19 protein-coding genes are annotated in these 25,997 nt (G+C 60.4%); 4 read left to right on the top strand and 15 right to left on the bottom strand.

The genetic code is table 11. The annotated features are described in order from the left end of the window. Positions 1-28: 28 nt before the first annotated feature. A complete protein-coding gene (locus P5689_RS04665; RefSeq protein WP_285532276.1) occupies positions 29-1,051 on the top strand; it encodes an L-idonate 5-dehydrogenase in 1,023 nt (340 codons plus the stop codon). 11 nt (positions 1,052-1,062) lie between these two features. Here the strand turns inward: P5689_RS04665 and P5689_RS04660 are convergent, their stop codons facing one another. Then, positions 1,063-3,522, bottom strand: coding sequence for a TonB-dependent receptor domain-containing protein (locus tag P5689_RS04660; RefSeq protein ID WP_408868564.1), 2,460 nt, complete (start codon positions 3,520-3,522; stop codon positions 1,063-1,065). A 154-nt stretch (positions 3,523-3,676) separates the two neighbouring features. Continuing rightward, a complete protein-coding gene (locus P5689_RS04655; RefSeq protein WP_285532273.1) occupies positions 3,677-4,747 on the bottom strand; it encodes a cobalt-precorrin-5B (C(1))-methyltransferase in 1,071 nt (356 codons plus the stop codon). A 216-nt stretch (positions 4,748-4,963) separates the two neighbouring features. Here P5689_RS04655 and P5689_RS04650 point away from each other — a divergent pair, with 216 nt between their 5' ends. Next, positions 4,964-5,914, top strand: a complete 951-nt coding sequence (locus P5689_RS04650) for an SPFH domain-containing protein (protein ID WP_285532272.1) — start codon at positions 4,964-4,966, stop codon at positions 5,912-5,914. Positions 5,915-5,935: 21 nt separating this feature from the next. On the opposite strand, the gene P5689_RS04645 is transcribed toward P5689_RS04650, so the two are convergent. From P5689_RS04645 to P5689_RS04605, 9 genes are all read right to left on the bottom strand, one after another. Further along, on the bottom strand, positions 5,936-7,240 hold the full coding sequence (locus tag P5689_RS04645) for a cytochrome-c peroxidase (RefSeq protein WP_285532271.1): 1,305 nt from the start codon (positions 7,238-7,240) through the stop codon (positions 5,936-5,938). 109 nt (positions 7,241-7,349) lie between these two features. Next, positions 7,350-9,062, bottom strand: a complete 1,713-nt coding sequence (locus P5689_RS04640; protein WP_197669042.1) for a phospholipase C — start codon at positions 9,060-9,062, stop codon at positions 7,350-7,352. Positions 9,063-9,147: 85 nt separating this feature from the next. Beyond that, positions 9,148-9,318, bottom strand: coding sequence for a hypothetical protein (locus P5689_RS04635; RefSeq protein WP_023979975.1), 171 nt, complete (start codon positions 9,316-9,318; stop codon positions 9,148-9,150). Between the two features lie 207 nt (positions 9,319-9,525). Further along, the gene (locus P5689_RS04630; RefSeq protein WP_285532267.1) at positions 9,526-11,841 is read right to left on the bottom strand and encodes a TonB-dependent receptor domain-containing protein; all 2,316 of its coding nucleotides are present in this window, start codon (positions 11,839-11,841) and stop codon (positions 9,526-9,528) included. 194 nt (positions 11,842-12,035) lie between these two features. After that, positions 12,036-13,523 (bottom strand): MFS transporter, encoded by a 1,488-nt coding sequence (locus P5689_RS04625; protein WP_285532266.1) that lies wholly within the window; start codon positions 13,521-13,523, stop codon positions 12,036-12,038. After that, positions 13,520-14,953 carry an FAD/NAD(P)-binding protein gene (locus tag P5689_RS04620; RefSeq protein WP_285532265.1) on the bottom strand — a complete coding sequence of 478 codons (1,434 nt, stop codon included), beginning with the start codon at positions 14,951-14,953 and terminating at the stop codon, positions 13,520-13,522. Before P5689_RS04620 ends, P5689_RS04625 begins: the two co-directional genes overlap by 4 nt. Beyond that, positions 14,953-16,098 carry an FMNH2-dependent alkanesulfonate monooxygenase gene (gene ssuD / locus P5689_RS04615; RefSeq protein WP_336717316.1) on the bottom strand — a complete coding sequence of 382 codons (1,146 nt, stop codon included), beginning with the start codon at positions 16,096-16,098 and terminating at the stop codon, positions 14,953-14,955. Before ssuD ends, P5689_RS04620 begins: the two co-directional genes overlap by 1 nt. Before the next feature lie 98 nt (positions 16,099-16,196). After that, positions 16,197-17,657 carry an NtaA/DmoA family FMN-dependent monooxygenase gene (locus P5689_RS04610; RefSeq protein WP_285533836.1) on the bottom strand — a complete coding sequence of 487 codons (1,461 nt, stop codon included), beginning with the start codon at positions 17,655-17,657 and terminating at the stop codon, positions 16,197-16,199. 77 nt (positions 17,658-17,734) lie between these two features. Further along, the gene (locus P5689_RS04605; RefSeq protein ID WP_285532263.1) at positions 17,735-18,928 is read right to left on the bottom strand and encodes an acyl-CoA dehydrogenase family protein; all 1,194 of its coding nucleotides are present in this window, start codon (positions 18,926-18,928) and stop codon (positions 17,735-17,737) included. A 283-nt stretch (positions 18,929-19,211) separates the two neighbouring features. Between P5689_RS04605 and P5689_RS04600 the strand changes: the two genes are divergently transcribed. Together P5689_RS04600 and P5689_RS04595 are read left to right on the top strand one after the other, a co-directional pair. Further along, on the top strand, positions 19,212-20,615 hold the full coding sequence (locus P5689_RS04600) for a PLP-dependent aminotransferase family protein (RefSeq protein ID WP_285532262.1): 1,404 nt from the start codon (positions 19,212-19,214) through the stop codon (positions 20,613-20,615). 347 nt (positions 20,616-20,962) lie between these two features. Further along, entirely contained in the window at positions 20,963-21,199 is a 237-nt protein-coding gene (locus P5689_RS04595) for a hypothetical protein (RefSeq protein WP_285532261.1), read from the top strand. On the opposite strand, the gene P5689_RS04590 is transcribed toward P5689_RS04595, so the two are convergent. From P5689_RS04590 to P5689_RS04575, 4 genes are read right to left on the bottom strand one after another with little or no spacing between them, the layout of a single operon-like run. After that, complete coding sequence (locus P5689_RS04590) at positions 21,178-22,296, bottom strand: glycosyltransferase (RefSeq protein ID WP_285532259.1); 1,119 nt, start codon at positions 22,294-22,296, stop codon at positions 21,178-21,180. The two genes, P5689_RS04595 and P5689_RS04590, sit on opposite strands and share 22 nt — an antisense overlap. A gap of 12 nt (positions 22,297-22,308) precedes the next feature. Continuing rightward, the gene (locus P5689_RS04585; RefSeq protein WP_285532258.1) at positions 22,309-23,328 is read right to left on the bottom strand and encodes a galactosyltransferase-related protein; all 1,020 of its coding nucleotides are present in this window, start codon (positions 23,326-23,328) and stop codon (positions 22,309-22,311) included. Beyond that, positions 23,325-24,473 (bottom strand): hypothetical protein, encoded by a 1,149-nt coding sequence (locus tag P5689_RS04580; protein ID WP_285532257.1) that lies wholly within the window; start codon positions 24,471-24,473, stop codon positions 23,325-23,327. Before P5689_RS04580 ends, P5689_RS04585 begins: the two co-directional genes overlap by 4 nt. Then, the gene (locus tag P5689_RS04575) at positions 24,470-25,903 is read right to left on the bottom strand and encodes a glycosyltransferase (protein WP_285532256.1); all 1,434 of its coding nucleotides are present in this window, start codon (positions 25,901-25,903) and stop codon (positions 24,470-24,472) included. The genes P5689_RS04580 and P5689_RS04575 overlap by 4 nt, the downstream gene beginning before the upstream one ends. Between the last annotated feature and the right edge of the window lie 94 nt (positions 25,904-25,997).

Genomic DNA, 25,997 nt, shown 5'->3' with positions numbered 1-25,997 from the left:
CAATCACTGCGAAAGGCTGTTCCGACCCATGAGCCAGGCTCTCATTATCCACGCGCCCCATGATCTGCGCCTTGAGACATTCGAGACGCAGCCCCTCCAGGCCGGTGAAGTCATGGTGCGGGTCGAGGCAGGGGGTATCTGCGGTTCTGACCTGCATTACTATCATCACGGCGGCTTTGGCGCGGTGCGCATCAGGCACAAGATGGTGCTTGGTCATGAAGTGGCTGGGCGCATTGCCCAAAAGGCCCCGGATGTGCAGGGGCTCGAAATTGGTGATGTCGTAGCCGTCAACCCAGGTCTGGCCTGTGGCCATTGCGCCATGTGTCTGGCGGGACTGTGCAATCACTGCACCGATATGCGCTTTTATGGCAGTGCCATGCGCGACCCGCATGTGGATGGTGCCTTCAGGCGGGACCTTGTCTGCAAGGCCGTTCAATGCGTCAGGGGGCATCACAAATCACCTGCTGATCTCGCTCTGGCCGAGCCCTTCGCCGTTGCGCTCCACGCTGTCAGACGGGCGGGAGCACTGCTTGGCAAAAAGGTGCTGATCACGGGGGCAGGGCCGATCGGAACGCTCGTGGCGGTTGCAGCCCGACTGAATGGTGCGAGGCGGGTGATTGTGACCGATATCCTTTCCGAGCCGCTCGCAATTGCGCACAAGGCTGGCGCGGATGAGGTGATCAACGGGCGGGAAGAGCCTGATGCGCTGGCGACGATCAAGGGGCAGGTGGATGTGATGATCGAGTGCTCAGGCAATGAGCAGGCGCTCAGAAATGGGATTGATCTGATGAGCCCTTGCGGGACGATCGTTCAGCTTGGTCTTGGAGATGATGTGACTCTGCCGCAAAGCCGTATCGTGACGGGCGAACTCAACTGGGTGGGGTCATTCCGTTTTCGTGAGGAGTTTGCCCTTGCAGTGGAGCTCATCGATAGCGGCAGGGCTGACCTCTCGGCTCTCGTCACGCACCGCTTCGCGCTTGAGAGAGCGCAGGAAGCATTCGATCTGGCCTCTAACCGCAAGGAGGCCATGAAAGTGCTTCTCACGCTCTAGGCTTGATCCCCTCAGAAGGCTGCGGTGATCGACCCGATAAACTGCCTTGGCGATGCGACAAAGAGATTGCTGTTGTTATCGCCCGACACCGATGCCGCGCCATACACGCCACCGATGTAATTCTTGTCAAAGAGGTTGGTGACGCCAAAGCTTGCCTTGAAATGCTCGGCAAAGCCGATACGGCCGAAATCATGGGTGAGAGTCAGATTGGCGAGCCAGTAGGACGGAATGCTCAGATCATTGAGAAATGTCATGGGTCGTGAGCTGATGTAGTTCACGTTGAAGTTGAACTGTGTCGCACGCCATGTGTAGGCCAGATTGGCCTTGTACATATAGGCTGGATAATACACCTGACGCTTGCCCTTCAGGCTATAGATCTGACCGCCGTAATTGATGCCCGTCCCCTGATAGCGCGCGTTGTTCCAGCTGAAGCTATTGGTGATTTCGAGCCCCTTGACCGGGCGGATGGCACCGAGGATATCGACCCCATCCATGGTTTCCCGGCCGACATTCATATAGGCATTACGCGTGTTGTTCGATGTGCCTTCGGTGATCGAAGCCAGACGATTATAGTAATCTGTATGATAGTAATCGACTGTACCGGTGAAAAATCTGGCGTCGTAGCGATAGCCCACGACGTAATTCCATGTCCGCTCGGGCTTGAGGATTTTCTTGTTCGCGTCAAACACCTGTTGCGCGGGCTGCGAGGCATTGCCGAGCCCACCCCAGGCCGTGCCGGAAGCGACCTGCGAGTAGTAGTCATAGGCGCGCAGGTTTTCGGCAATATCCCAGTAGATCTCATGATGATCTAGGAAATGGTAATCGAAGCTGAAATGGGGCAGGAAGGCGCTTGATGCCGTCAGGGAGCCACTGGCAGGGCGTCGATAATACGTGTTCCAGCCCTCGGCCTTGAGTTGCTGCGTATAGTCATTTTTCGTGCCGCCATGCGTGGTCTGGGTGAGTGATTTGAAACCCGCCAGAAGCATCATACCCCTGATGATGGTCCAGCGATCCTGCAGGAAGAACTGGAAACTGTTCGAGTTGTAAGTGTCCTCGAACCACGTGGCCCCTGTTCCCTTCCTGAGGTCGGACATCATGTTGTGGGCGCTGGTTGGCGTGTCCTCGTACAGGCGTGCGTTGTAGATCCAGCGATTGTTCTCATACCATAGCCCACCCTCGACGAGATTATGATGGGGCGCTTCGTAGGAAAGCTTATGCGTGAAGCCAACGCGCTGCATGCCGGCATGGGCCCGTTGCAGCGCCATGGGAACACCACTCACTGTACCATCCGCCAGAAGCATGGGCACACCGTAGCTTGGTGACGTCACGAAATTATTCGTGCCGCCATAAACGCCGCTGGCCACATTGCCATAGGCCACCGTGTCAGAATGCAGGCGCGTAGAGATATCGAAATGACCGTTGACCGATGACAGGTAGCTACGCTGGATCTGGGAGCCATCCCATGCGTAATTCCCCACCTCGCTGTTGGAGAGAACGCCCTCATAACCGGGCGGCACATCATCGGTGAACTGGGCATAATAGGCCCAGAGCTTCGCCTTCTCGTAATCGGGTTTGAGGTAGGTGGTATCGCGCCCGAGACGTTCCCACATGTTTTTCGTCAGGCTCAGATAATTGGCCTGGGTGAAATTGCCGAACCCGAAGAACCCGGTAATCTTGCCGTGGTCTCCCACAGGCTGCACGAGTTTGGCATCGGCCTGTAATTCGCGCTGATAGCCTTCGCCCTTCCAGAGTTTGCTCTCGGTGCGGGCAAAGGACGCATAGAATTTCGTACCGCTCGGGTTGAGGGTGCCGCTATCGGCCCTTCCATAGGTGCGAAAGGCGTTATAACTGCCAAAGCTCTGACTCACCCGACCGCCGGCCTTGTCTGCAGGATCGGAGGATGTGTACGTCATGGCGGCGCCCAAAAGTTGCCCCGAGAACGTATCAAGCGAGCCTGCGCCCTGCGAGATGGTCATCCCCGCCAGATCATCCTGAATCATGGCCTGGGTGATCGATACCCCGTTCTGGTTGGTAAAGCCCTGCGTGCCGAGCGGTATGCCGTCAAGCGTTGCGCCGATCTGTGTTTGCGTGAAGCCGCGCACGTAAAAGGTATTGGCGGCGGTATCGAGGCCGAAAGCATCGGACGACGTGAAATTGGCTCCCGGTGTGGTGAGAGAAAGGACCTGCATCGGGTTCGTGCCGGGAATGAAACGATCCATGACGCTGCGCGAGATCGCGACTTCGGCAGCATGGCTGCGCAGGCGCTTGCCGTTGACAGAGATCGACTCTTTCTGCGCAGGGACGGCCAAAGCAGCAGTCTTTCTGGCCGTTCCGGGTGTCTTCTTGCGCGCCGAAACGGATTTTTCCGCCTTCTGGCTGGCGTGAGACGCGGCCATGACAAGAGAAAGATTGCAGCCGAGAGATATGAATACCATGAGGAAAGCGACAGAACGGAGTCTGTTGTCTGGCATCATCACTTTCCATCGACGCATGACCGATTTTTCCGTAATCAGTTTCTTTCTAATTACGATAAAATGACGATATCGAAATGGTCAATCGCTTTTCGTTACGGGAAGTCACCAAATTTTCAGGATCGTGCCGGGGTCGCAGGCCAGCGAGCCTGCGTCACGCTCTCTCGCTGGCGCCGACAATCAGGCCTTGCCTGTCCACCACCAGCACCCCGATTTCACAGTCTGGACAAGCGAGCGTCTTGCGGGCGGTGGCGCAGGCCGCTTCGGCAATGAGGTTGCCCAGCCTTTCATCAGCGAGGGCGGCATAGCCCTGCGCGATAGTCTTGGCCGCATCGAGTTGTGCCATGCGGGAGGCGGATAAGCCCAAAGGCGCGGCAATGCTGCGCAGCGCGGCCGGATTGGCCAGGGTGCGGCTGGAATGCAGATCGAGATGGCCCTCAGCCAGCTTGGTCATCTTCGCGATACCGCCAGCGAGGGTCAGGCGCGGCACCGGATGCCGATGGAGATATTTCAGCAAACCACCCGCAAAATCACCCATCTCGATGAGGGCGGCCTCACTCACTCCGTAGCGCAACCGTGCAGCATTTTCCGAGGTCGCGCCGGTGCTCGCCACAATATGGGGGAGGTTTAGAGCACGTGCGACATCGATGCCGCGATGGATCGAATGGATCCAGGCCGAGCAGGAATAGGGTATGACAATGCCGGTCGTTCCCAGAACGGAGAGGCCGCCAATGATGCCAAGGCGAGCATTGAGCGTCTGTCTGGCCAGCATTTCACCATCGGCAATCGAGACCGTCACGATGGCATCCGCCCCTTCTGGTGTGACCTGCAGGAGTGCTGCGCGGATCATCTGTCGGGGCACCGGGTTGATGGCGGGCTCTCCCGGTGGCAGGGGCAGGCCGGGCTGGGTGATGGTGCCAACGCCTTCGCCAGCGCGAAAGGCGACACCCGTGCCCGCAGAGGCTTGCTCCACTGTCACACGCATTATGGCGCCATGGGTTACATCCGGGTCGTCACCGGCATCCTTGATCACACTGGCCCATGCGGTTCGGCCGTCTTTCCCATGCCCGTTGAGCGCAAAACAGGCTTCCTTGCCGCCGGGCAGGCTGATCGTCACCGGGTCGGGGCAGATATCGTGCCGCAGCAGAGACCAGGCTGCCTTGGCTGCTGCCGTAGCGCAGCTTCCGGTTGTCCATCCGCGACGCAGGGCCGTGGCTTGCGTCATGACGGCGTTGGCTCCTCTCATCGCGTGGGAGGACATACCTCCTATTGCAGGTCTGTGTGTTCTTTACATAGACAGCCCCGCGCCGCCAGTGCGGCGTGGTGGAGCGATAGCAACGGAAAGGCGCACGCCTTGTGCGTGCGGGCACGCAGCGCTTGTCTGGGGCGCTCAATAATGCGGATGTAACAATTCTCTCTGTATTGGCTGGATAACACGGCTATGATTGGGGGCTTCTCCTGCAAGAAGGAAACACTGACCATTCCCGCGCCCGTTCTTCTCACCATTGTTGTGGTTCTCGCTCTCTTCCTTGTCTTCTGTCTGTTGTTCGGCGGGATCATGATCGTGCCGGGGCGGATGGTTTACGTCACCGAGTTTCTCGGCAAGCCGCAGCGCAAGCTTCTCGAAAGCGGTCTTCACTTCCGTATCCCTTTGCTCACACGCGTTTCGTACAAGGTGTCCCTCCAGCAGATGCAGGTAGAGACCTCTTCCGAGGTCAAGACGCTCGATGACGTGTTCATCGAGATACGCTGGGTGCTGCTTTACAGTGTCCGCGATGACAGCGAGGCCGTGTTCAACTACGCCTACAAGGTATCGCAGCCCGTCAAGCGTCTGGTCTTTCGAGTGGAGAATGAAATCCGGCAGATTGCGTCCACGATGACGCTGGCCGCGCTCTACTCGCAACGCAACGAGATTGCCCGCCGCGTCATTGCCGATCAGGTGGCCGATGCCCTTGAATCGGGTCTCGATATCCATGGTGTTACGATCGAGCAGCCCATGCCACCGCGCGAGATTCAGGAGGCCATGAACAACAAGCTGGCCGCCATTGCGCGCAAGGACGCCGCGCAGGCTGAAGCCGAGGCCGAAATGGTGCGGCGCGTCGGTATTGCTCGCGCCGAGGCCGAGAGCAAGAAACTGCAGGGTGAGGGTATCGCCAATGAACGCAAGGCGATTGCGGCAGGGTTTGCCGAGGCGGCGGAGCTGTTTCGCCAGAGCGTGCCGGGTGTGAGTGAAGAAGCGATCCTGACCCTCATGCAGAATGTCAATCAGGCCGATATGGTGGTGACAGCCAGCCGCTCGGGCAAGGCGACCGTCATTTTTGTTCCAACCGACATGAATGTTGGTCAGATCGCCGCGGCCACGTCAGGGCAATTCGTCTCATCAATCGTCTGATCGGCACGCGACAAATGCGGATCATGGGGGTGTGGGTTGCCCCTGACCGTCAGCAGGGGCGTCGGTCAGGGTGTTGAGAAAATCCATAATTCTGTCGCGTTCGGCCTCCGTCAGGGCAGGTTTGTCACGCGGCCCGAAAGGCGCGTCATTCCTGTCGACATTGGCGCGGTATTGCCTGGGCAGATCGTCATAAAGGGCGACCGTTCCGTCTTTGTTGCGAGGATAGAAGCGCGCGGGCTCGATATCGCGCAGCACATAGAAATCCATTACCTCACGCAGGGAGGTGAACACGCCATTATGGAAAAAATGCCGACGCGTGGCGCTGTTGCGCAGTGAGGGGGTGCGAAAGAACCCGCAATAGCCAGAGGCAGCGCCGATATCGGCCCGCCCGGCAGCGCACAGGCCCAGATCCACACTGCCGGGCAAGGCGAGTTTCTGTCGTGGCGCGGCAAGGGCCTCGTATTGATGATCGGTGAAAAGCGGTGGTCGCCCCTCCGCATCGACCGTGCTGAGATGACAGGCGGCGCAATTCCCCTTTTCCGGATCATTGAAGAGCGTCAGACCCTCGGCTTCATGGGGTGTCAGACGCGCCTTGCCCTCAAGCCAGGCATCATAGCGGCTCGAGTAAGGGTGAAAGCCGGGGGATTCGATCTGGTATCGGGCAAGGGCAAAGAGGGCTTCAGCGACCAGCATGTCATCGGAGGCTGAGCCACCGACCAGCGCCATCAATGAATTCGTATACGGTGCATGGCGCAGGCGCTGCACGACATCAGCCTGCGTGGCAGCCATCTCGCGCGGATCGAAAAGTGGACCCGCTGCCTGCGCCTGTAGCGTATCGGCCCGGCCGTCCCAGAACAATCCGCCCTGAGGCACGAGGGCCAGGGCAGAGGCCGCCGTGTTGCCTGCAGATTTGGCCGCGCGCGGCGTCTCTGGGCCTGCCTGCGCAGGAGCAGGGGGTGGGGCCTCGCTGGTGGCATCATCCGGCCCGACACTGAAGGGCGGCTGGCGCTCCCGATAGGTGAGAGACGGCACCGCCCTCACGCCCGCAGCCTGCATCGTCCGTCCACCGCGGGCAAATACACGGTCATCATCGGGCGCGTAATGAGCCTTTGGCACATGGCAGGAAGCGCAGGAAAGCTGCCCCGACCCCGAGAGTTTAGGGTCGTTGAACAGATCGCGGCCCAGTCGGGCCATCGCGGAAAGGGGCGCTGTTGCCGGACGCAGGAGCGTGACGGGGCAGGGATTGCTGCCATCGGCACGTATGCTGCACTCAGGGGCGGCGTTTTGCGAGGCGGCAAGGGCCAGACCGGGATGACAGCCCAGCATCCAGACGGCTCCGACCCAAAGCGGGAAAACCCACTTGATCAGACGGGCACGCCCGCCTTGCACGGGCCTTGGTGCGTCAGTGCGGGATGCAGTGGGTGCAGGCGATTTTTCAGAAGACCGTCGGCGCATCATGCAGGATCGAGCCGTCTCTGGGGGCAAGATAGAGCGGCGACAGGTCAGGCTGTCCCTTGAAGTCGAACAGCGTATCGAGGTCGTTCGCGTCCTGATCGAATGATCCGCCACCCAGGCGCGCCCCGGCAAGCCAGTTATTCTCGATGAAGCGCAGGACTGAACTCTGGGTCAGCAGGGTATGGTCAATCGCATTACGGCGTGCCCAGGGGGAGAGAACCAGAAGCGGCGTCCTCGTGCCCGGACCGCATCGCCCGTTGACCGGTTTGCCCTTCAGCCCGGCAGGGGCAGGCGCGTTGCCGCACTGGCCAGGGCCATCCAGCTGATCGGCCTGCGGGTCATGAGAGCTGTGCTGGGGTTTGACGAAGGCATGGTCATACCAGCCATCGGAATCATCATAGGCAATGATGATGGCCGTGTCTTTCCATTCAGGACGGGACTGGATGAAATTGACCAGACGTACCACGCCCTCCTGCTCGTCCAGCGGGTTGGAATAGCCCGCATGGGCATCCTGAAAGGCGGGAAGTTTGAGGAACGACACCGCAGGCATATGACCGGCCCGTGTGGCGGTGATGAAATCCTCAAGATCATACTGGTGGTTGGCGGGGTCTTTCGTCCTGCCGTCCATGCCAAGCGTCTGACCGATGGCCGCAACACCCGAAGGGCGCAGATGTTTGGGATTGGCGGTGGAGGGATAATACTGGAACCAGTTGTGATGAGGAATGTAATCCACCACTGTCTGGGCAACGACGCTCGAATAGGTGGCGCGCTGGCACCCGGTTGTCCCGTTGCGGTTGCGGGCAGACAGATCAAACCCGGCCATGAAGCCGCCCCAGCTTACGCCTTTCGCCGTCAGCAGATCACCGATATTGCGGCCTTCCATCCAGACCTGCTCACCGGGAAGCGAACAGACGTCTCCGCTGGGGTCGATATCGTTGATCATGGTCATACGCCCCTGATCATCCGCTCCCGGCCCGCCATTGCCTGACCCATCCGGGATGAAGGGCGAGGGATGCTCGCGCGTGCTCCGTTTCTCGGCCGAGGCAGTGACATGTAGACCGTTGGTCTGACCCGAAACGATTTCGAGCGCGCCGGGCGTGGAGGGACCATAGGTATCGGTAAAGGCATTATCGCTCATGGCGAAACGCTGTGCGTAGCGCCAGAGGGCGGTAACCGTGTTGCCATCAAAATAGCCCATGACCTGACCGCGCGTGGAAAAAGCCCCGACACCGCCGGGTGAGGCCCTGCCAGTGTGAAGCGGAAACAGATCGGCCTTGCCGCCATTATAGGCCATCTGTTCGGCCGTGTAGCCGTGATTCTGGTCGGCCGTGCTGGCCTGCGTCCGGTCCAGCCGGAAGGGTAGCGCTGCGTCCGCACCATTGGCCGGGTTGGTGTTGGGGTTATGGGTCAGGAGATTGGCGCGCAGAAGGGTATTGGCAGGCGGTGTGCCAAGCTGCGGCAGAAAGATCGGCTCACCTTCGAGATTGGCTGCCTGGGGATAGGTGGCGAAATAATGATCGAAGGAAACGTTTTCATCGAAAATGACGACCACATGCTTGATGGGTGTCCTGGTTCGGAATCCCTCCGCCGCATCACGGACAGTCTGCGCCTGCGCCGGTTTCGCAACGAGGCTTGGGCTCAGGCAGGTCAGGGCAAGGAGGGCTGCGGCGAGAGAACGTGTCGGACGAGTCATGATCAACGGCGATAACATCTGTTCAGCGAGGAGAGAAGCGGCCTTTTGTCTGAAGCGTGGGGCCGGATGTAAAGCGGGTCACGCCTCAGGTCTGGTCATCCTCACGCAGGGGCTCTTCATCGAGAGCCATGAGCGCGCCGCGACGCGATTGCAGGGAAATGGCTGTCAGACGGTGCTCACGCCATGCCGCAACAAGCGTCTGGCGCCAGCGATCTGAAGGGGCTGAGGATCTGTCGTGCTGAAGCTGAAGTTCCATTGACCTGCTCCTTTTCCAGAAGAGTGCCGGGTTACGGCGCCTCGATAAAGGATTCCCGAGAGCCGGTGTGTGACCGTTCCATGAATTCGCCGCGTCGGCATGTTGCAGGCATTCGAGGTCGGCCTCTGGAGATTTCCCGGTTGGGAGACGGGCGCTCCTCCCAACCTGAAAATGTCACATCGGAAAAGGTAAAAACCGTGTTGAAACCTAGTTAAAGCCCGCCGAAACACCGGCGAAAACGCCAAAGCCGTCGCCGGGTTGAAACACCGCGAGCTGCTTGCCTGCGGCGATGTAGCCCGGCACGACGATCGAGGCGTAATGCGTGTTGGCGAGGTTGTTAAAGGACAGGAAGACCTGCCGGTGTTTGTGCGGCCACTCATACCCGATGGTGGTGTTGAAGATGTGGTAGGACGGTGCGTAATAGGTGTCATCATAGGAGCCGGAGACTTTTGACGAGACCTGTGTATTGAAATTGGCATAAAGCCCGTTCTTCAGGTCGAGGCGTATTTCCCCCTGATAGAAATGCGCCGGTATGCCCGGCAGGGCGTTATGGCCGAATACCGCGTCATGCCTGAAGTGGAAATCCTGCCAGGTATAGGACTGGCGCAGGCCGAGCTTGCCACCTGACCATTTGATGAGATCGGTTTCCAGCGAGGCCTCGACACCCTGATGCGTCGTCGGGCTGGCATTGGAGTAGGTCGCCGCACCGTAAAGCTGGGAGAGCGGCGTCATGACCGAGAGCAGCTCATTGCGTACGTCTGAATAGTAATAGGAGACGCTCCAGCGAATGTCTTTCCACTCTCCCCGTGTGCCGACTTCATAGGTCGTGGCGGTCTGGTTATCGAGCTTCACCCCTGACGCATTGAGGCCCTGCGCCGGGCCAGAGGTATAAAGCGCGCCAGAAAGCAGTTGCCAGTCATTGGGCGGCTGGAAGCTGCGGCTGACATTGCCGTAAATCGAGGCATGGGGCGAAATCACGTAGCGAAAGCCGCCACGTGGCGTAAAGCCGAGCCCGGAGGTGCCAACAGAGCTCTGCGTGGGATAGGTGACCTCGGTCGAACGCTGCACGAAATCAAGCGCACCGGCCGCCGTCAGCCAGAAATTATGGAAGAGCTCAAAATTGTTCCGTATGTGAAAGTAATTATCGGTACCGCCATAATTCGAATGGCGCAGTACGGTGCCGAAGGGGATTTTGGCATAAATGCCCGTATTGGTGCGCGACCGGTTGGTCTGCCAGGCTTCCAGATCGGTATAGGTATCGATGCCGAACAGCGTTTCGCTCTTGTGGCCCCAAAAAGTATCGTTGCGGCTGTAACGCAGCACCCCCGCGACTGTCTTGTAGCCCCAGCGCTGGGCGGTCGCCGTATTCTGGATATCGATCGGCGCATCCTGATAATCGAAACCGAGCTCGAGCTTGGAGCGGTCATCGATACGGATCGTGGTCATGTCGCCATAGAACTTGCTGCCGGGCTGGATGCGATGCCCGTGCAGCGAGGCGTAAAGCGCCTGTGCCTGTTTGGGGTTGGTTTCGATCTGGTCGCGGGTCAGATAGCCCGGATAGCCATTCTGCGTCTGGCGGTAGCGAAAGAAGAGGCGTGTCGAGACATTGTCATTGAAGCGATAGCCGTAATTGGCATTGACGCCGAAGCTGCTCGCTGCCGTCTGGGCCTGATACCCGCCGCGATAGGATTTGGTGAGGCTGATATAATAATCGGACTTGCCGATGACGGCGCCAGAACTGATCTGCTGCTTGTTGTAGTTGAAGCTGCCTGCCTCGACACGCGCCTGGAAATGATCGGCCGTATAGCCCGTGGGCGCCACGTAATTGATGGCACCCCCAAGCTGCAACCCGCCATAATCGAACGCATTCGCGCCGCGCAGAACCTCGGTGTACTGGATGCCTAGCGTCTCGAATAGCTCATAGGGCGTGCCGGCAGGGGTGGTGACGGGCAACCCGTCGAACATCAGCAGAATACCGGAGCGGAAGTAGTTGGTGCCTGTCTGGATGCCGGAACCACGAATGGAGAGGCGCAACCCGTCGCCGCCGCCAGAGCTTTGGGCAAAGACGCCGGGCTGGAAAGCCAGAAGATCGGCATTGGTCAGATTACGGCTGCGAAGGACTTCCTTCGAACTGATGACGGATACCCCACCCGGCACGGTTTCGAGCTGGCGGCTCGCTGCTGCGGCCGGGGAGAGACGATGCTGCGAAACGGTGATCGATTCCGCTTTGCCGATGACAGATTTCGCGCCACTGCGTCGATCGGGCGTCTGGACGCCCCTTTTGGCTCGATCGGTGGCTTTTGCCGACGCTGCGTGTCCCGCAGCTGACGGCGACTCAGCGCTTGAGCCAGGCTGAGTGGCCGTGTGACCGGGCTGCACGAGAGCAGGGTTGCGGCTCGGTGAGACGGCGGAAAATGCCGTCGAGACGGGAACAAGGCTCACTCCGGCCAGGAGGGCGAGGGAATGAGTGCCAAGCGTGTTGCGACGCGGGAGGGGCAATTCAGATCGGTGGCGGTGTTTCATAAGGGCGATATCCGGGGAGGGTGATGAATAAACTGGAGAGCGTGCGAGAAGGCGGACATCGGTCGTGTGAGGGGATAAACGGTATATTTTCGTTGTTCATTATTTCACTCATTTATAATCGTTGAATTACGTCGCGGATCGTCCGGGCGCAGAGGGAGAAGCCCTTCATGCTCGGAGGGTGAAAGAGGGGGCGCTCACGGGGCCTGGTTTGAGGGGCAGAGCGTCTGCCCCCTGTTTCCGTCCCGTGTGCGATACAGGGCATGACACAGGGTCGGGTCAGCATCGGCGTCATAGCCGAACACCTCCCATCGAAGCGCCATATGCAGCGCAATGCCGAACAAGGGGGCAATCAGGATGACCCAGAAGATCTGCATACCGAGTGCTGTATAGAGCGTGGGCAGGGCCCACATGCTCAGTGTGCCACTGAATCCGGCTACGAAGTTGGTGAAGCCGATGCCTGTGCCGCGCAATTCGGTCGGGTAGCTGAGCGTTGGATAGACCATCTGCTGGCATCCTGGCCCGAAGCCCTGAGCGAACAGGAAGAGGGCAAAACCGCTCATCACCGACACGATGCCCAGACTACTATGCGGCGTGCCGGTCAGGGCAAGCAGTAGAATGCCCGCCACCTGCATGGCATAACCGGCGAGGGTGATCGGTCGCGATCCGAAGCTGCGGGTCAACCTGACGCCAAGCAGGCCGCCACTGAAGGCAAAGACCAGATTGAGCAGGATGGACACACCCAGCACTTCGGTGCGTTGCAGGTGCAGCATGGACGACAGAAGCCCCGGCAGACCAAAGGCAATCGCTGCATAGGAGGTGGCGCTCACGATCTTCATGCCAATGACAAGCGTGGTGCGCTTGAGCAGGGGCTTGCGCAGCAGGGCAAACAGGCTGGGCGGCGTCTGGCGCGGCGGCGCTACCGTGATATGCAGAACTGGGTCCACCCCATGTGTGGCGCGCAGGATGGCGGCGGCTTTTTCCAGATCACCGTGGCGGGCAATCCAGAGCGGCGATTCACTCATGTAGCGGCTGCGCACCAGAATGATGATCAGGGCAGGGACCGCGCCAAAGCCCAGCGAGGCACGCCACAGCCAGTCGGGGTGGCTGGCTGGCACAATGGCGTTGAGCGCAAACACGAGTATGAAGCACGCTGAGGAGGCCGCATACCAGGTGGGGCACCATGCGGCGGCCCGCCCGGCCTTGCTTCCCTTGCCCGAGAGCTTCGAGAACTCGGAGAGAAACGCCATGGCAACGGGCAGATCCATACCAACGCCAAACCCCATGGCAAAACGGGCCAAGATGAGAATGCTCGCGCTTGGTGCAGCAGCGGCAACAAGGGCCGCAATCACGAAGCATGCCATGTCCGCCATGAATACAGCGTAGCGGCCGATACGGTCAGTCAGCCATCCGCCCATGATACTGCCAATAATTGTTCCTGCGCTCATGGCGGCCGCTACAATTCCGGTTTGTGAGCCGGACAGGCCGAAATGCTTCTGCACATCGCCAATGCCATAGGAGAGGGTCGTCAGGTCATAGGCGTCAAGAAACACGCCGCCCAAAGCCAGCAGCACGATGATATTGGCATGACCCTTGCCGCTCGGCCCGCGATTGATCAGGGCCGCAATATCATCGGCCGAGCGAATGATCGGGCGTTCGGGCGCATGAGAGGGGGCGGCACTCATGATCGGACCTCATCGGGCAGACGTTGCGTTGCAGGAGAGAGGAGGGCTGCGAGATGGCGGGCCACCGACTGCGCGTTTTCGGTCACTTCGGGCAGGCCCATCAATTCGCCAAAGGTGCCGCGTGACAACGGACCCGCAATAAGGACGGAGTCCACCTTGTGGCCATCAGACAGCGCGTGATGATCAAGGCTGGTGTGCAGTCCAAGGCCGGTCGGGTCCGGGGCAAGGGCGCCCTGTGCTGCGAGCGACCGCAGCACAGGCATATGTGCGACAATGCCTGCATGGTCGGGGCCGGTGGTATTGATCACGTGATCCACCACAAGGGGAAAGGAGGGCTCCCCTATCTTTGTTCCGTCCCGGGGCTGGATGCGCAGGCGCACACCACCTTCCGAGATTTCTGCACTCACGAGGCGAGCGGCCCGCAGGCTAAGCGTTTTATCGGCCAGACGCTGTGTCAGAATGGCGTCGATCTGCGGGGCAATGCGGAAGCGATGCACGTCCCAGAAGGGGCGCAGGTGACGTATCAGCCGTCGACGTTCTGGAAGAGAGAGTGCCGACCACAGAACAAGCCCTTGCTTGCGCACGGCATCAATCACTTCGTGCCACGAGAGATCGGCATGATCGCATAGTGCCTGTCGCACATGGCGCAGCAGGCCCGTTGCGGTCGGGGCCGGCGCAATGGGCAGGAGCTCCGAGAGCGCCGAGGCCTCGCCAGCATGAGCGCGCGGTCGTAGCCCACGCCGTGAGAAGGCAACGATGGGTCCGTGATGGCCGCGAGCGGTCAGGCTGGCCACGACATCGGCCATGGTAAGGCCCGTTCCGATAATGGCCACGCGATCCTGCACCCCGATGCGCGACAGCGCATCGTCACGCCACGGATTGGCAATCACGCGTCGGTCGTGGGCGAGCGCCCTGAGCGGCACCGGCAGGGCGGGTGCGGGATGGGTCAGGGCGATAACAAGCCGTTCCGCCAGGATGGGCGGCCCATCGCTGAGAGCGATACGCCAAAGCCTGTCGCGCGTGATATCGAGCGCCTCGGCGCGGATATGCCGCAACCGCCCCAATGTAATTTCGGGGGCGAGACGGGCCGCGACATAACGGCCAAACTGCGCCCGTGAGGGGTAGAGATCGCCCGAGGGTAGAAAGGCGTCAGGATCGGTGGCGGACAGGGCATCGAGATCGAGCCATGCGCGAAAATCTCCCGGCACGCTGGTATCGAGACTCATGCGCGACGCGGGCACATTGATCCGGTGCTGCGGGTCCTGCGTGCCATAAGCGAGCCCCGCGCCAAGCTGGGCACGCGGCTCGATAATCGCCACCTGGCCGGCGGCGAGGTCAGGGCGCAGCCTGAGCAGGTGATAGGCCACCATCGCACCTGAGGCGCCGCCGCCGATAATGGCGACCGGGTAGGAGGGGGATGCGCTGCCCATTATGACGCCGCGACCCGTCCGGGCCTGTGGCTTCCGGCTATGGTTTCGCCAAACGGGCCCATATTGCTGCTGGCCTGCTTCGTACGCACGGGATGAGCGGTAGGCAGGAGCGGCAGCACAAGTTCACCGAAGCGATAGGCTTCCTCCAGATGCGGATAACCCGAGAGAATGAAGCTGTCGCACCCTGCGCGGCGGTATTCATCCATACGCTCCGCAATGGTGGCCGGATCGCCCACAAGCGCCGTTCCCGCGCCACCGCGAACCAGCCCGACACCGGCCCAGAGGTTCGGGCTGATCTCGAGCTTGTCACGCCGGCCGCCATGCAGGGCGCTCATGCGTGACTGCCCCACGGAATCAAGCCGCGCAAAAACAGATTGTGCCTCGGCAATGGTGGCATCATCGAGTTTCGAAATCAGCCGGTCTGCCTCTGCCCAGGCCTCTGCCGTCGTCTCGCGGGCAATGACGTGAAAGCGTATGCCAAAGCTGACCTCGCGACTCGCTTTGGCAGCAGCCTCGCGCACTCGGGCGATCTTCTCGCGCACAAGGGCGGGCGGCTCGCCCCAGGTCAGGTATTTCTGTACCCGTCTTGCCGCAATATCGATCCCGACATCGGAGGAACCGCCGAAATAGAGCGGCGGGCCGTTTTCCTGATGGGGCGGAAAGAGCAGCCGACCATCCTCGATGCGGAAATGCGGCCCTTCATGGGCGATCGTTTCGCCACGCAGAAGGCGCGAATAGATATCCAGAAATTCGTCGGTAATGGCGTAGCGCGTGGGATGGTCATGAAACAGCCCATCGCCGCCATTCTCGCGCGGGTCACCCCCTGTTACGACGTTGATCAGCAGACGCCCCCCGGACAGGCGGTCGAGCGTCGAGGTCATGCGTGCGGCGAGCGTGGGTGACTGGAGCCCCGGACGCACAGCCACAAGGAATTTCAGACGCTCGGTCGAGGTGACCAGCGCGGAGGCAACAACCCAGGAATCCTCGCAGCTGCGCCCGGTGGGCAGAAGCACGCCATAATAGCCCAGCGAATCAGCGGCGCGGGCAATCTGTTGCAAATAGGGCAGATCGACCGCGCGACCGCCCTCGCTGGTGCCAAGATAACGGCTGTCACCATGCGTGGGCAGGAACCACAGGACGTTGATCTTGTCCGGGGTCGTGTGGGCTGCACCACCATCGCCTGAACGCCCCCCGAAAGAGGTGCTGTCTACCGGTGCGAACGGAAGGGAGAAAGGGGGGCGGGTCATGGCAGGGCGCTTTCTTTCTGCACGGTCTCTTGCCGTGGACTGGTCTGTGGTCGCGATGCGGGCTCTGGCGTGCGCCGAGCTGGCGGGGACGGGCTAATGGGATGTGCGTCGGACGCTGGCGGGGTGGCCCAGAAGGCCGGGGGCTTACGATAGGCGGCGGCGGGATGGGTGTCGGGCAGGCGGTCACGCCCTGTCAGGCGATGGCGCAGCGTTTCACCCTCTGTCGGGGCGGGGGGCAGCCTTCCGCGGCGGCGCAATTCGGGCGCGATCAGGGTGGCGTAATCGTCCAGCGTTTCGTGACTGTGATATTGCCGCAGATTGATGCCATCGATGCCGTCCTCATCGAGCCAGGTCTCGATGGCATCGGCAATCTGCTCCGGCGTGCCGGCGATGAAAAAGCGCCCCTCGTCAAAGCTTGCGATCTGCGCGAGCGCCGCACCGACTGTCTGATCGGCACCAAATCGACGCCCCATATTGCCCAACTCACGCCCGCTTTGAGAAAGGGCCTGACCGATGGTAAGCGCCGGGTCGAACTGTCGCAGGTCGATTTCAGCCTGAGCATGGACCAGTGCGCCCTCCACGGAATACAGAGCCCGGTAGCGCGCCAGTTTGGCTTCGGCTTCCTCTGTTGTGCGGCCTGCAATGAGACCGGCCATCACATAGAATTTCAGCTCCGAGGGATCGCGCCCTTCTGCTGCGGCCGCTGCGCGGGTGCGGGCAATATGGTTGCGCACCTCGTCCTGTGTGCGACCGCCAATGAACACGGCCTCGGCATGGCGTGATGCCGTTTTCAGCCCGCGTGGCGAGCCGGTGGCCTGAAACAGAACCGGTGTTCGCTGCGGTGTGGGCTGCACAAGATGCGGCCCCTCGACACGGAAATGCGTGCCGTCATGATTGATGTGGCGCACACGAGCGGGATCGCTGAAGCGATCACCTTCGCGATCCGCAATGACAGCCTCCTCCTCCCAACTGCCTTCCCAGAGCTTGTAGAGCACTTCGAGATATTCATCGGCGCGGTCGTAGCGGCTGTCATGTTCCAGCTCGCCATCCAGGCCGAAATTGCGTGCGGCATTGGGCAGGTAGGAAGTGACGACGTTCCAGCCCACGCGGCCATTCGTCAGCAGGTCGAGCGTGCTCATGCGCCGCGCAAAGGCGAAAGGTGGTTCGTAGGTCGTGGAAAATGTCGCGGCAAAGCCGAGCGTAGTGGTAACGGCGGCCATTGCCGGAATGAGCGAAAGGGGATCGAGATTCGGAATCTGCAAACCAAGACGCAACGACGCATCGAGCCCGCCAAACCGGTCATAAATGCCGATCACGTCCGCCAGGAAGATGGCATCCATCCCCGCAGCCTCGGCCTTGCGGGCTGTCTCAAGCCAGAACGCCATCTCGCCGAAACGATGGCGCTGGTTGCGTTCCTCGCGCCACATGCCGTGGACGATGTGACTGACGCAGGCCATCTCGAACAGATTGACGTGAAGAGTCTTGCGTTTGCCGGGCGGTGCCGCGCCCTGCCGATCGGGGTGGGGTGCAGGGCTCATGGTGCGTTCTCCCGGTTCGCGTCTGCCGCAAGGCGGCGCAGCCCGTCGCGATAGGGGGTCCATAATCTGGTGCCGTTGAGCGCCACATCGCCCAGTTCGCGCTGACGCTGTGCGGCGGGATTATGCGAGGCCAGTGTGCGGGCATTGCGCCAATGCCGATCGAGACGCCGTGTTTCGGAAGTGGCCGAGGCACCGCCAACTTCGAACAGGGTCGTGGCAGCTTCCAGCGTCTGCTGTGCGATGATCTGCTGCGCTTTGAAGATTTCCTCCTGGGCCTTTTCGATGGCATCGTCATCATGCTGCCCGGCAAGGAAGAGCGGCTCGATCTCCTCAAGCGCCTGTGCCCCGCGATCGGCAAGCACAGCGGTCGAGTAGGCAAGAGAGGACAGACGCCCCACGACGCTCTGCACGATCGGGTCATCCTTCTGGACCACCTTGCCCGGCACGCCGAATACCCGCTCGCGCGGGCGGACAAAATCCAGCGCATCGCGCAGCACGGCCTGGGCGATGCCTGCGAGGGTCGTGTTGTGGAATTGCTGGTAATAGGCCCCAAGGAAAGGCTGGCTCGGCGGGGCGTTAGACGGTGAGCGTTCGACAATCTGCCAGGGCTGCAGCGGAACCTGCTCGAAAATCGTGGTGCCGCTGCCGGTCAGGCGTTGGCCAAACCCGTCCCAGTCATCCAGACGGGTAACGCCGGGGGCGTCTGCAGGCACGAGCACGCGCACCCTGTCGCTCCCGAAAGCCGCCCAGACAATAATCCAGTCAGCATAGAGCGTTCCGGTCGAGTAGTATTTGCGTCCGTTCAGCCGCAGTCCTTCAGGGGCCTCGGTAACCTGGGTGGTGACGCTCGTCTCGTTGTTGCGCTCGGCCATGGCCGCGCCCAGAACCCGGTTTTCGCGTATCAGGCCGCGCCACCGTTCGGCATCCGGCAATCCGGCGCGCAGTGTTTCAACAAAGGCAAAATGCGCCCGGAAAATCTGTGGAATATTGGAGTCCGCGCTGGCGAGGTCTCGCAGGACCCTGAAGCTTTGAGACAGGCTCAAACCTGCCCCGCCTACCGCCTTGTCCAGACGCAACCGACCAAATCCGGCCTGAGCCAGAGCGGCAACAGCGTCATGCGCAGGGGCTCTTTCACAGTCGCGCTGCGCGGCATCTCGAGCAATAACGCGAAAAATTTCTGTGAAAACCATGACAAAATCCCTACGTCAGGACTGAATTTCGTGAATTCAACAACCAACGATAGTTGTTACATCGACATAACAGAATGGAATGATATTTTTTGTCAACGGTGAATCACGTTAAATGCGTTAATCACTATCATGGATCGTTATAATGCACAGCCGACGGTCAGGCGTCCTGCCTGTTCTGGGTGACCCGTTCCATGCACCTGTCGGCTCTTCCTGCGCTGTCGCCTGGGGGGTAGAAACGGGTCCAGTTGATGCAGCATGGCGAATAGCGGGGCAGGGGCGGAAAATGGCAGGCGAAGCTTATCTCGATGAATGGAAAGCAGCGCTCAGCCGGGCGACGGGTGCGCTCTATCTTGTCATGGTCGAATGTATTGCCCATGCGATCCGCAAGGGGGATTTGCAGGAGGGTGAGAGGCTCCCCCCTCAGCGCGAGATGGCTGCCCGTCTGGGCACCAATCTCAGCACGGTAACCCGCGCCATTGGCGAGGCGCAAAAGCGCGGCCTGCTCGATGCAACGGTCGGACGCGGTACGTTCGTCAGGATCAACGCGGGCGATGGTTCGTGGCGTCAGACCGGCGCCAGCGTGATCGATCTCACCATGAATTCACCGCCTCTTCCCCGCGACCCGTCCCTACAGGCCATGATACAGGGCGAAATCGCCTCCATATTTCGCCATCAGGATGTGCAGTCCCTGATGTCATACCGCGTGACTGGCGGAACGCAGCAGGATCGCCAGCTCGGGATCAACTGGCTTGCTCCCGTTCTGGGGCGCAGGCGGGCAGGTGAACTGCTGATTGTGCCGGGTGCCCAGGTTGCGCTGTCGGCCATCATGAGTTCTCTCGTCAGGCCGGGTGAGGCGATTGTCACGGATTATCTGACCTATCCGGGCATGAGGTCGATTGCCGCCCAGTTTGGCTATGTGCTGCTTGGGGTCGACCATGATGAGGAGGGGATGAACCCCGAGGCGCTCGAGGAACTCTGCGCGCAGCACAGGCCCCGGGATCTTTATTGCACCCCGACCCTGCACAATCCGACCACTGCTACCTGGTCAGTCGCCCGGCGTGAGGCCATACTTGGCATCGCCAGACGCTATCAGGTGCAGATTGTCGAGGACGATCCCTATAGTCTCCTCCTCAAGGCGCCCCCGCCGACGCTGGCGATGCTCGATCCGACGCGTGTCATCTATGTCGCCACCTTGTCCAAGGTGCTCAGCCCCGGTTTGCGCACGGCTTATATCGTCCTGCCCGGCGCGGAGATGACCCGCCGCATTACCTCGGGCGTGCGGGCCATCTGTCAGGCCAAGGCAGGCCTGCTGGACGCGCTCGTGTCGCGCTGGATCGAGACCGGTATTGCCCAGCAATGCCTGCGCAGCATCCGCGAGGAACTGACCCAGCGCCATCATGTGCTGCGGCAGGTGATGAGCGATCATTTCCATGACCGTTCACCCAGCCCTCATGTATGGCTGCCTTTGCCAGAATGGTGGACCAGTGCCGATTTCGTAGCGTTCGCGAGGCGGCAGGGGCTGGCTCTTGTGCCCGGCTCTGTCTTTGCGGTCACCGGGCATGCACCCCCGGCGGTGAGGATCGCGCTTGGAAGCGCCCCTGACCTCTCCGGGCTGCGGGACTCGCTTATCAATCTGCGCTCCGTGCTGGATTATCGCCCCGCCAGCGGATTTTCCGATATCGTGTGACCGAGATAGTGCGTTCTGTCGTTCACGAAAAAGAGAGCGAAAAACCGCAAGTTCTCAATGGTATAGGGTTGTCGCAATGGTTTGTCATTGAATGATCGGTATATTGTTCGGTGTTGTATCAGATGATGCTCCCGAAAATGTTCAATAGCTTCTTTTGTATGGCCTTTAGGTCCATACAATATTTTGCATTTGCAGTCAGTTTCGGTCATGGTGCGAGCAGGCAACAGGGTGTTCCGGTCCTGCCATACGCGGCGGGGCTGGGTGGCCCTCTCCAGGAAAACCAGCAACGGGATGGCGCCGGGGATATTCGCTCCACCGTCGACGCCTCTCCGTCAGGGAGAGTAAGAATGACCGCAGATGTCGCCAACATGTCGCTGGAAATAAGAGAAGCGAAGGCGCAGCGCCGTCTGCGCTACCGCATGATTGCCATGGTGGTCGGCGTGCTCATGTTCCACGTCTGTCTCGCCTGGGCCATCGCGGGCACCTCGGTCGACATGCAGGACCACTTTCACACCAACTACTGGGCTCTTGGCGCCACGTTGTTCTGGGCCATGTACGCGGTTTACAACATGAGCGTCTCGTAAGGGCGCTCACCCTCTCTTACGCATGATGAGGCGGCCATGACGCGGCGATAGATCGCCTCGTAATTGTCGATCATCGTCTCGCGGCTATAGAAAGCCTCTGCCCTGTACCGGGGAAGCGACCTGTCGATGCGTGAAGCCTCCCGGATCGCCAGAGCAAGGCCGTCAACATCCCCCGGTGCCGCATAACGTCCGGCTGTCTCGCCGATAATCTCTCTTGCTGCACCCTGATCGAACGATGCCACAGGCAACCCGCTTGCCATGGCTTCGACAGCAATCAGGCCAAAAGGCTCATCCCAACAGGGCGTGAACAGCAACAGCGCGGCCCGCTGCATCTCGTTCGACAGGGCGGCGCCTTCCAGAACGCCGCCATAAGTGATGGCCTCGCCCAACTCAGGTGCGATTTCCTGATCGAAATAGGTTTTGTCCTCCAGATACCCGAAGAGACGAAGCGACATATTGGCGCGTTTTGCGGCTGCAATGGCGAGATGCGGCCCCTTGTTGCGTGTTATCCGTCCGCACCAGATAGCGTGATCGCCTCCCGCGGCACTGAAGGGCCAGCAGGCCATGTCGATCCCGTTATGCACAACCATGCTCTCGGGCGGGATGGCCTGCCCCCACCATGAGATGTTCTGTCGGGCAGATGTCACTGTGACATGATGGGTATCACTCAGCGTGTCGCGCACCACGCCGTGTATGGCGTCAAATGGCGGGACATGCAGCGACGTCACGCAAGGCAAGCCGGTACGTTTTGCTTCCTGCATCACAAAACGATGGAGGGAGTTGTTGTGAACAATGTCATAGTGTCCCGAAAAAATCCGGTGGCGGGCCGCGCCAAAGGCCTTGTCGAGAACGGTGTAGAGCTCCGGATGGGGGTTCGTATTTTCCCAAGGGTAGTCGCGGTCATAGTGAACAGGCAGCAAAGAATCGATCGTAAAGGCGGGATCGCTGTCACCCGCAGCGAAAAGCGTGACGTCATGCCCCCGCGCCATCAGGCCTCGCGCGAGATGAAAACTATGCGCCTCCATCCCACCCTTGAATGGTTCGGCAATCGGGTGGCGCGGATGCGCCACCAGGGCAATGCGGAGCGGGCGGTTCATGATGACGACCCGTCACTCAGCCGCGATGGCGACAGGGTTCACCGCGTCGGGGCGTAAAGAGCCATGAGGTACTGGCAGGGGCGGGGCAGTTTCAGTCGGTCGCAGCGCAGCGAAAGCGGCTTCACGTGTTGCCTGACGCTGCTCAAGAATTCTGATGACCGAAGCCGTATTGGCATAGGGCTGATGAGCCTGCTGTCCTGTCAGGGCCAGATCGTCTGCATTGGGGGCACGCAGGATACGGATAGGCTGTCCGGGCGTGTCATCGATCAGCCCCATGAGCCGGAAGGCGTGAAGCCAGTGGCCCATGGTCCGGTAGCCCCATTTGCTCTCGAAAATCTCGGCGTTCCGAACAACCGTCTCAAGATGGTGAACGGGCGGCATATGATGCGTGTGGTGCTGATGATAGACGCGTGCGCCATTGACCCAGGCCAGGGAATTGCCAGCGAGAGTGAAACCTTTGGCAAAATCCGTGTCCTCACCGCCATAGCCGGTAAAGCCTTCGTCGAACCCGCCTGAACTCGCGAAGCGTGTCCCGCGAATAGCGAAATTGAGCGACCAGAAGCAGCGATAATCCGGGCAGGCTTCCACCCCATAAGCGGGTGGCCCGCGTCGGTCGGAATGGCGCTCGCTGACGGCTTCGAAAGCAGCGTAGGTCCAGCCTTCATCATTTACCCCAGCGGGGAGGTACATGACCTCACCCATCAGCAGCCCGTCGCAGGTTTCCAGCGCATCGCGATAATCCCGCAGGCAATGCGGTGCCGGGATACAATCGATATCGAGAAATACGAGAGCCTCACCGATGGCTTCCGACGCCGCAAGATTACGCGCGGCAGACAGATTCATCACCCCGGCAGGGGCAACGATCTGACGCACGGGAAAATCCACCTCTGGCAGGTTTTCATAGGGCTTATCCTGCATCACGATAACGATAAATTCGTCAGGCTGGACGCTCTGGCGCGACAGACCGATCATCATATTGGCCAGATGGCTGGCGCGCCCTTTGGCAAGAGTCAGAACCGAAAGCGTGTTCATGGCAGGAAGCTTTCATGCGCGGTGGCGCCGGTCATGGTGGAAGGGGGTTCATTCCAGAGGCGGGCAATCAGGGTTTCAAGCCAGTGCGCAACACCCTCGGCGGGACGATCATCTATGGCGCTGCGCTGGATGCCGGGCCGATGGTTCAAATAGGTCTCTTCCAGCGCTTTTGCCCAGGCGAGCGCCGAGGCAGGCATGTGCTGGCGTATGACGGCCATATGGGCGGCTTCGAGGCACTCGGCCTTGCGACGCTGTTCATCGAAATAGCGCCATTCAGGAATGGCGAGCCACGGTTTGCCGGCGGCGAGAATTTGCTGGCAGGTCGTATTGCCTGTGCTGGCAATGATGCAATCGGCCGCGGCGATATAGTCTGTCGCGTTCGATACCCACTCGCGATGAAGAATATTGCCAGGCTCTGTTGCGTGCCAATCGCGTTCCAGCGCGCCGATTGTGACCCACAGGGCATCGGGGCGGTGGCGTGCGCCGACCGTGATGGGGGCCAGAGTGAAACCCGATCCGCCGCCGCCCGTCATGACAAGGATCATTTCCCTGTCGGGGGCGATGCCGATGCGCTGTCGGGCCACTTCCTTTTCTGGCAGGATCTCGGGCTTGCCGAGGCCACCTGCAAAGAAAATCTGCTGTAGCCGTGAGGTCGTCCATTCAGGTTGCGCAAGCTGGGCCGAAAACGGTGCCAGCAGACCGACCGCGCCATCATAGGCAGCCTGATGGCCCTCGTCGTCACGGTCGCCATGTTGCAGGATCTTGATATGCGGCACACTGCATAGGCGACAAAGCTGGGCAATTTCGGCGGAAACATCACAAATCATCAGGGCCGGGTCTGCCTCGACAAACCACGCCACTATCTGCCCCATAGCCTGCCGTATGCCGGGCCAGCCAAGCGGCGCACAATGCAGGGTGCGGGGCGTAGGCATATCTGCCAGTGCCGCGTTTTCCGCCCCGGTCGCTTCGAAAAGCGACGGAATGACCATCAGGCTCACATGGGCGGGCAGGTCAGGAAACAGATCGGCGCGGGCACAGAAAATGCGTACCGGACGCGTATCGGGTAGAGCGTTGATGATCGCGAGGCAGCGCTCGGCATGACCGCGACCCTGATGATGCACGAAATAACCAATAGGGCGCGTCATGCGGAGTATCCTGACAGTTGCGACTGGGTTGCGCTGTCAATCAGCTGGGAGAACGCTGGCAAGGGAAGAGCCGATGGCGCGATGCTGCCCGACGGCAAGACAGATGTTGCTACCCTGCTCGGTGCAGGGCGTGCTACGCGCTGGCGCTGGCGACCAAGCTTGCGGTAGAATGCGACTGAGTCTGCGGCGTAGTTTTCCCAGCCCAGAAGCGCCTGATGTCTGGTCGCTGCGCTTGAAAGCTTTGCCCATAGTTCAGGCGATGACAGCAGATGGTTCAGGCTTTCCGTCAGGCTGTCTGATGAATTAGGGGAGAAAAGCAGGCCATGCCCCAGTCTGGCGATGATATCGACCGGACCACCCCGATTTGTGGCAAGGACGGGCAGTCCGACCGAGGCCGCTTCGAGCAGGGTCAGACCGAAGGGTTCGTGACGCGCCGGATTGACAAAAACGCCTCTCGTATGAGCCGCAAACCGGTAAAGGCTGGCAACATTATGCGCCTCATGAGCAGCAGGTAGAGCAAATTGCGCCTCCAGCCCCGCTGCATGACGGATGTGATGCAGTTGTGCAATTACACCGGCTTCTTCCGTGCCGGGTTGCACGCCGGCATGTTGCCCCGCGAGAATGACCAGATTGGCGCGCTCGCGCAGGCCGGGATCATTGGCATAGGCCTGGGCTAGAAGGACAAGGTTCTTCTTCTCGACAGCGCGGGCGATAGCCAGAATGACGGGGCGATCAGGATGAGCCAGATGGCTCGAGATAAAGGCCCGTCCTTGTGCGGCGGGTGCGGGATCGAGCGTGGGAACGCCGGGTGTGATCAGGCGAAGGCGTGAGCGGTTGAGCGCGACGCCGTAGCGGGGGATCTGGTGGCTCGCTTCATCGCGGGTTGAAACGATGATGCCATCGGCCTGAGCGATGGCGCTTCGCTCCATGGCAATACGTGCGTGCAAAGCCGGGCAATTGTGCCCTCCCGCCTGCAATTTGTCGATGCCTAGCGCATGGGGTGTGTAGATGACGGGAATATTCAGCTTTTGCGCAAGAGCGAGACCAAGCTGGGCAGCATCGGCAAAATGCACATGAATAGCGTCGTAATGCTGGTCCGGGCGGCTCGCATGGCGCAGCAGGGCTTCGGTCAGGGCAGGGAGGTCTGCAAGGGCAGCATCTTTTTCGCGGTATGGCGAGGCAGGAGCACCGATGCGCTGGATCGTGATCTTGTCCGAAACACATTCGATTTCCTGATCGTGGATCAGACCAAGCGTTTCATTGCGAAATCGTCTCGTAATGATTGTGATATGATCAACGTCAGGATGGGCAGCCTGTGCATTGGCTGCCTCAAGCACATAAGCGATATGACCGCCCGTATCAGGCGTAATTCCGTAGGTAACCGGGGGCGCGCGGAGACAGCCACCCAGCGCAATGTGAAGTATATGCACGCGTCACCTCGCTCATGGGGCGATGTAACGTTTTCGGGAGAGAACGGGTTGCGCCGCTCAGGGACTCATTCATCGTCCTGGTCCTGCTTGTGGC

It is taken from the genome of Asaia sp. HumB (assembly GCF_030263835.1).
Lineage (GTDB): Bacteria > Pseudomonadota > Alphaproteobacteria > Acetobacterales > Acetobacteraceae > Asaia > Asaia bogorensis.
The sequence above is the reverse complement of the archived record's forward strand: the minus strand, read 5'-3'. Positions and strand labels throughout refer to the sequence as shown.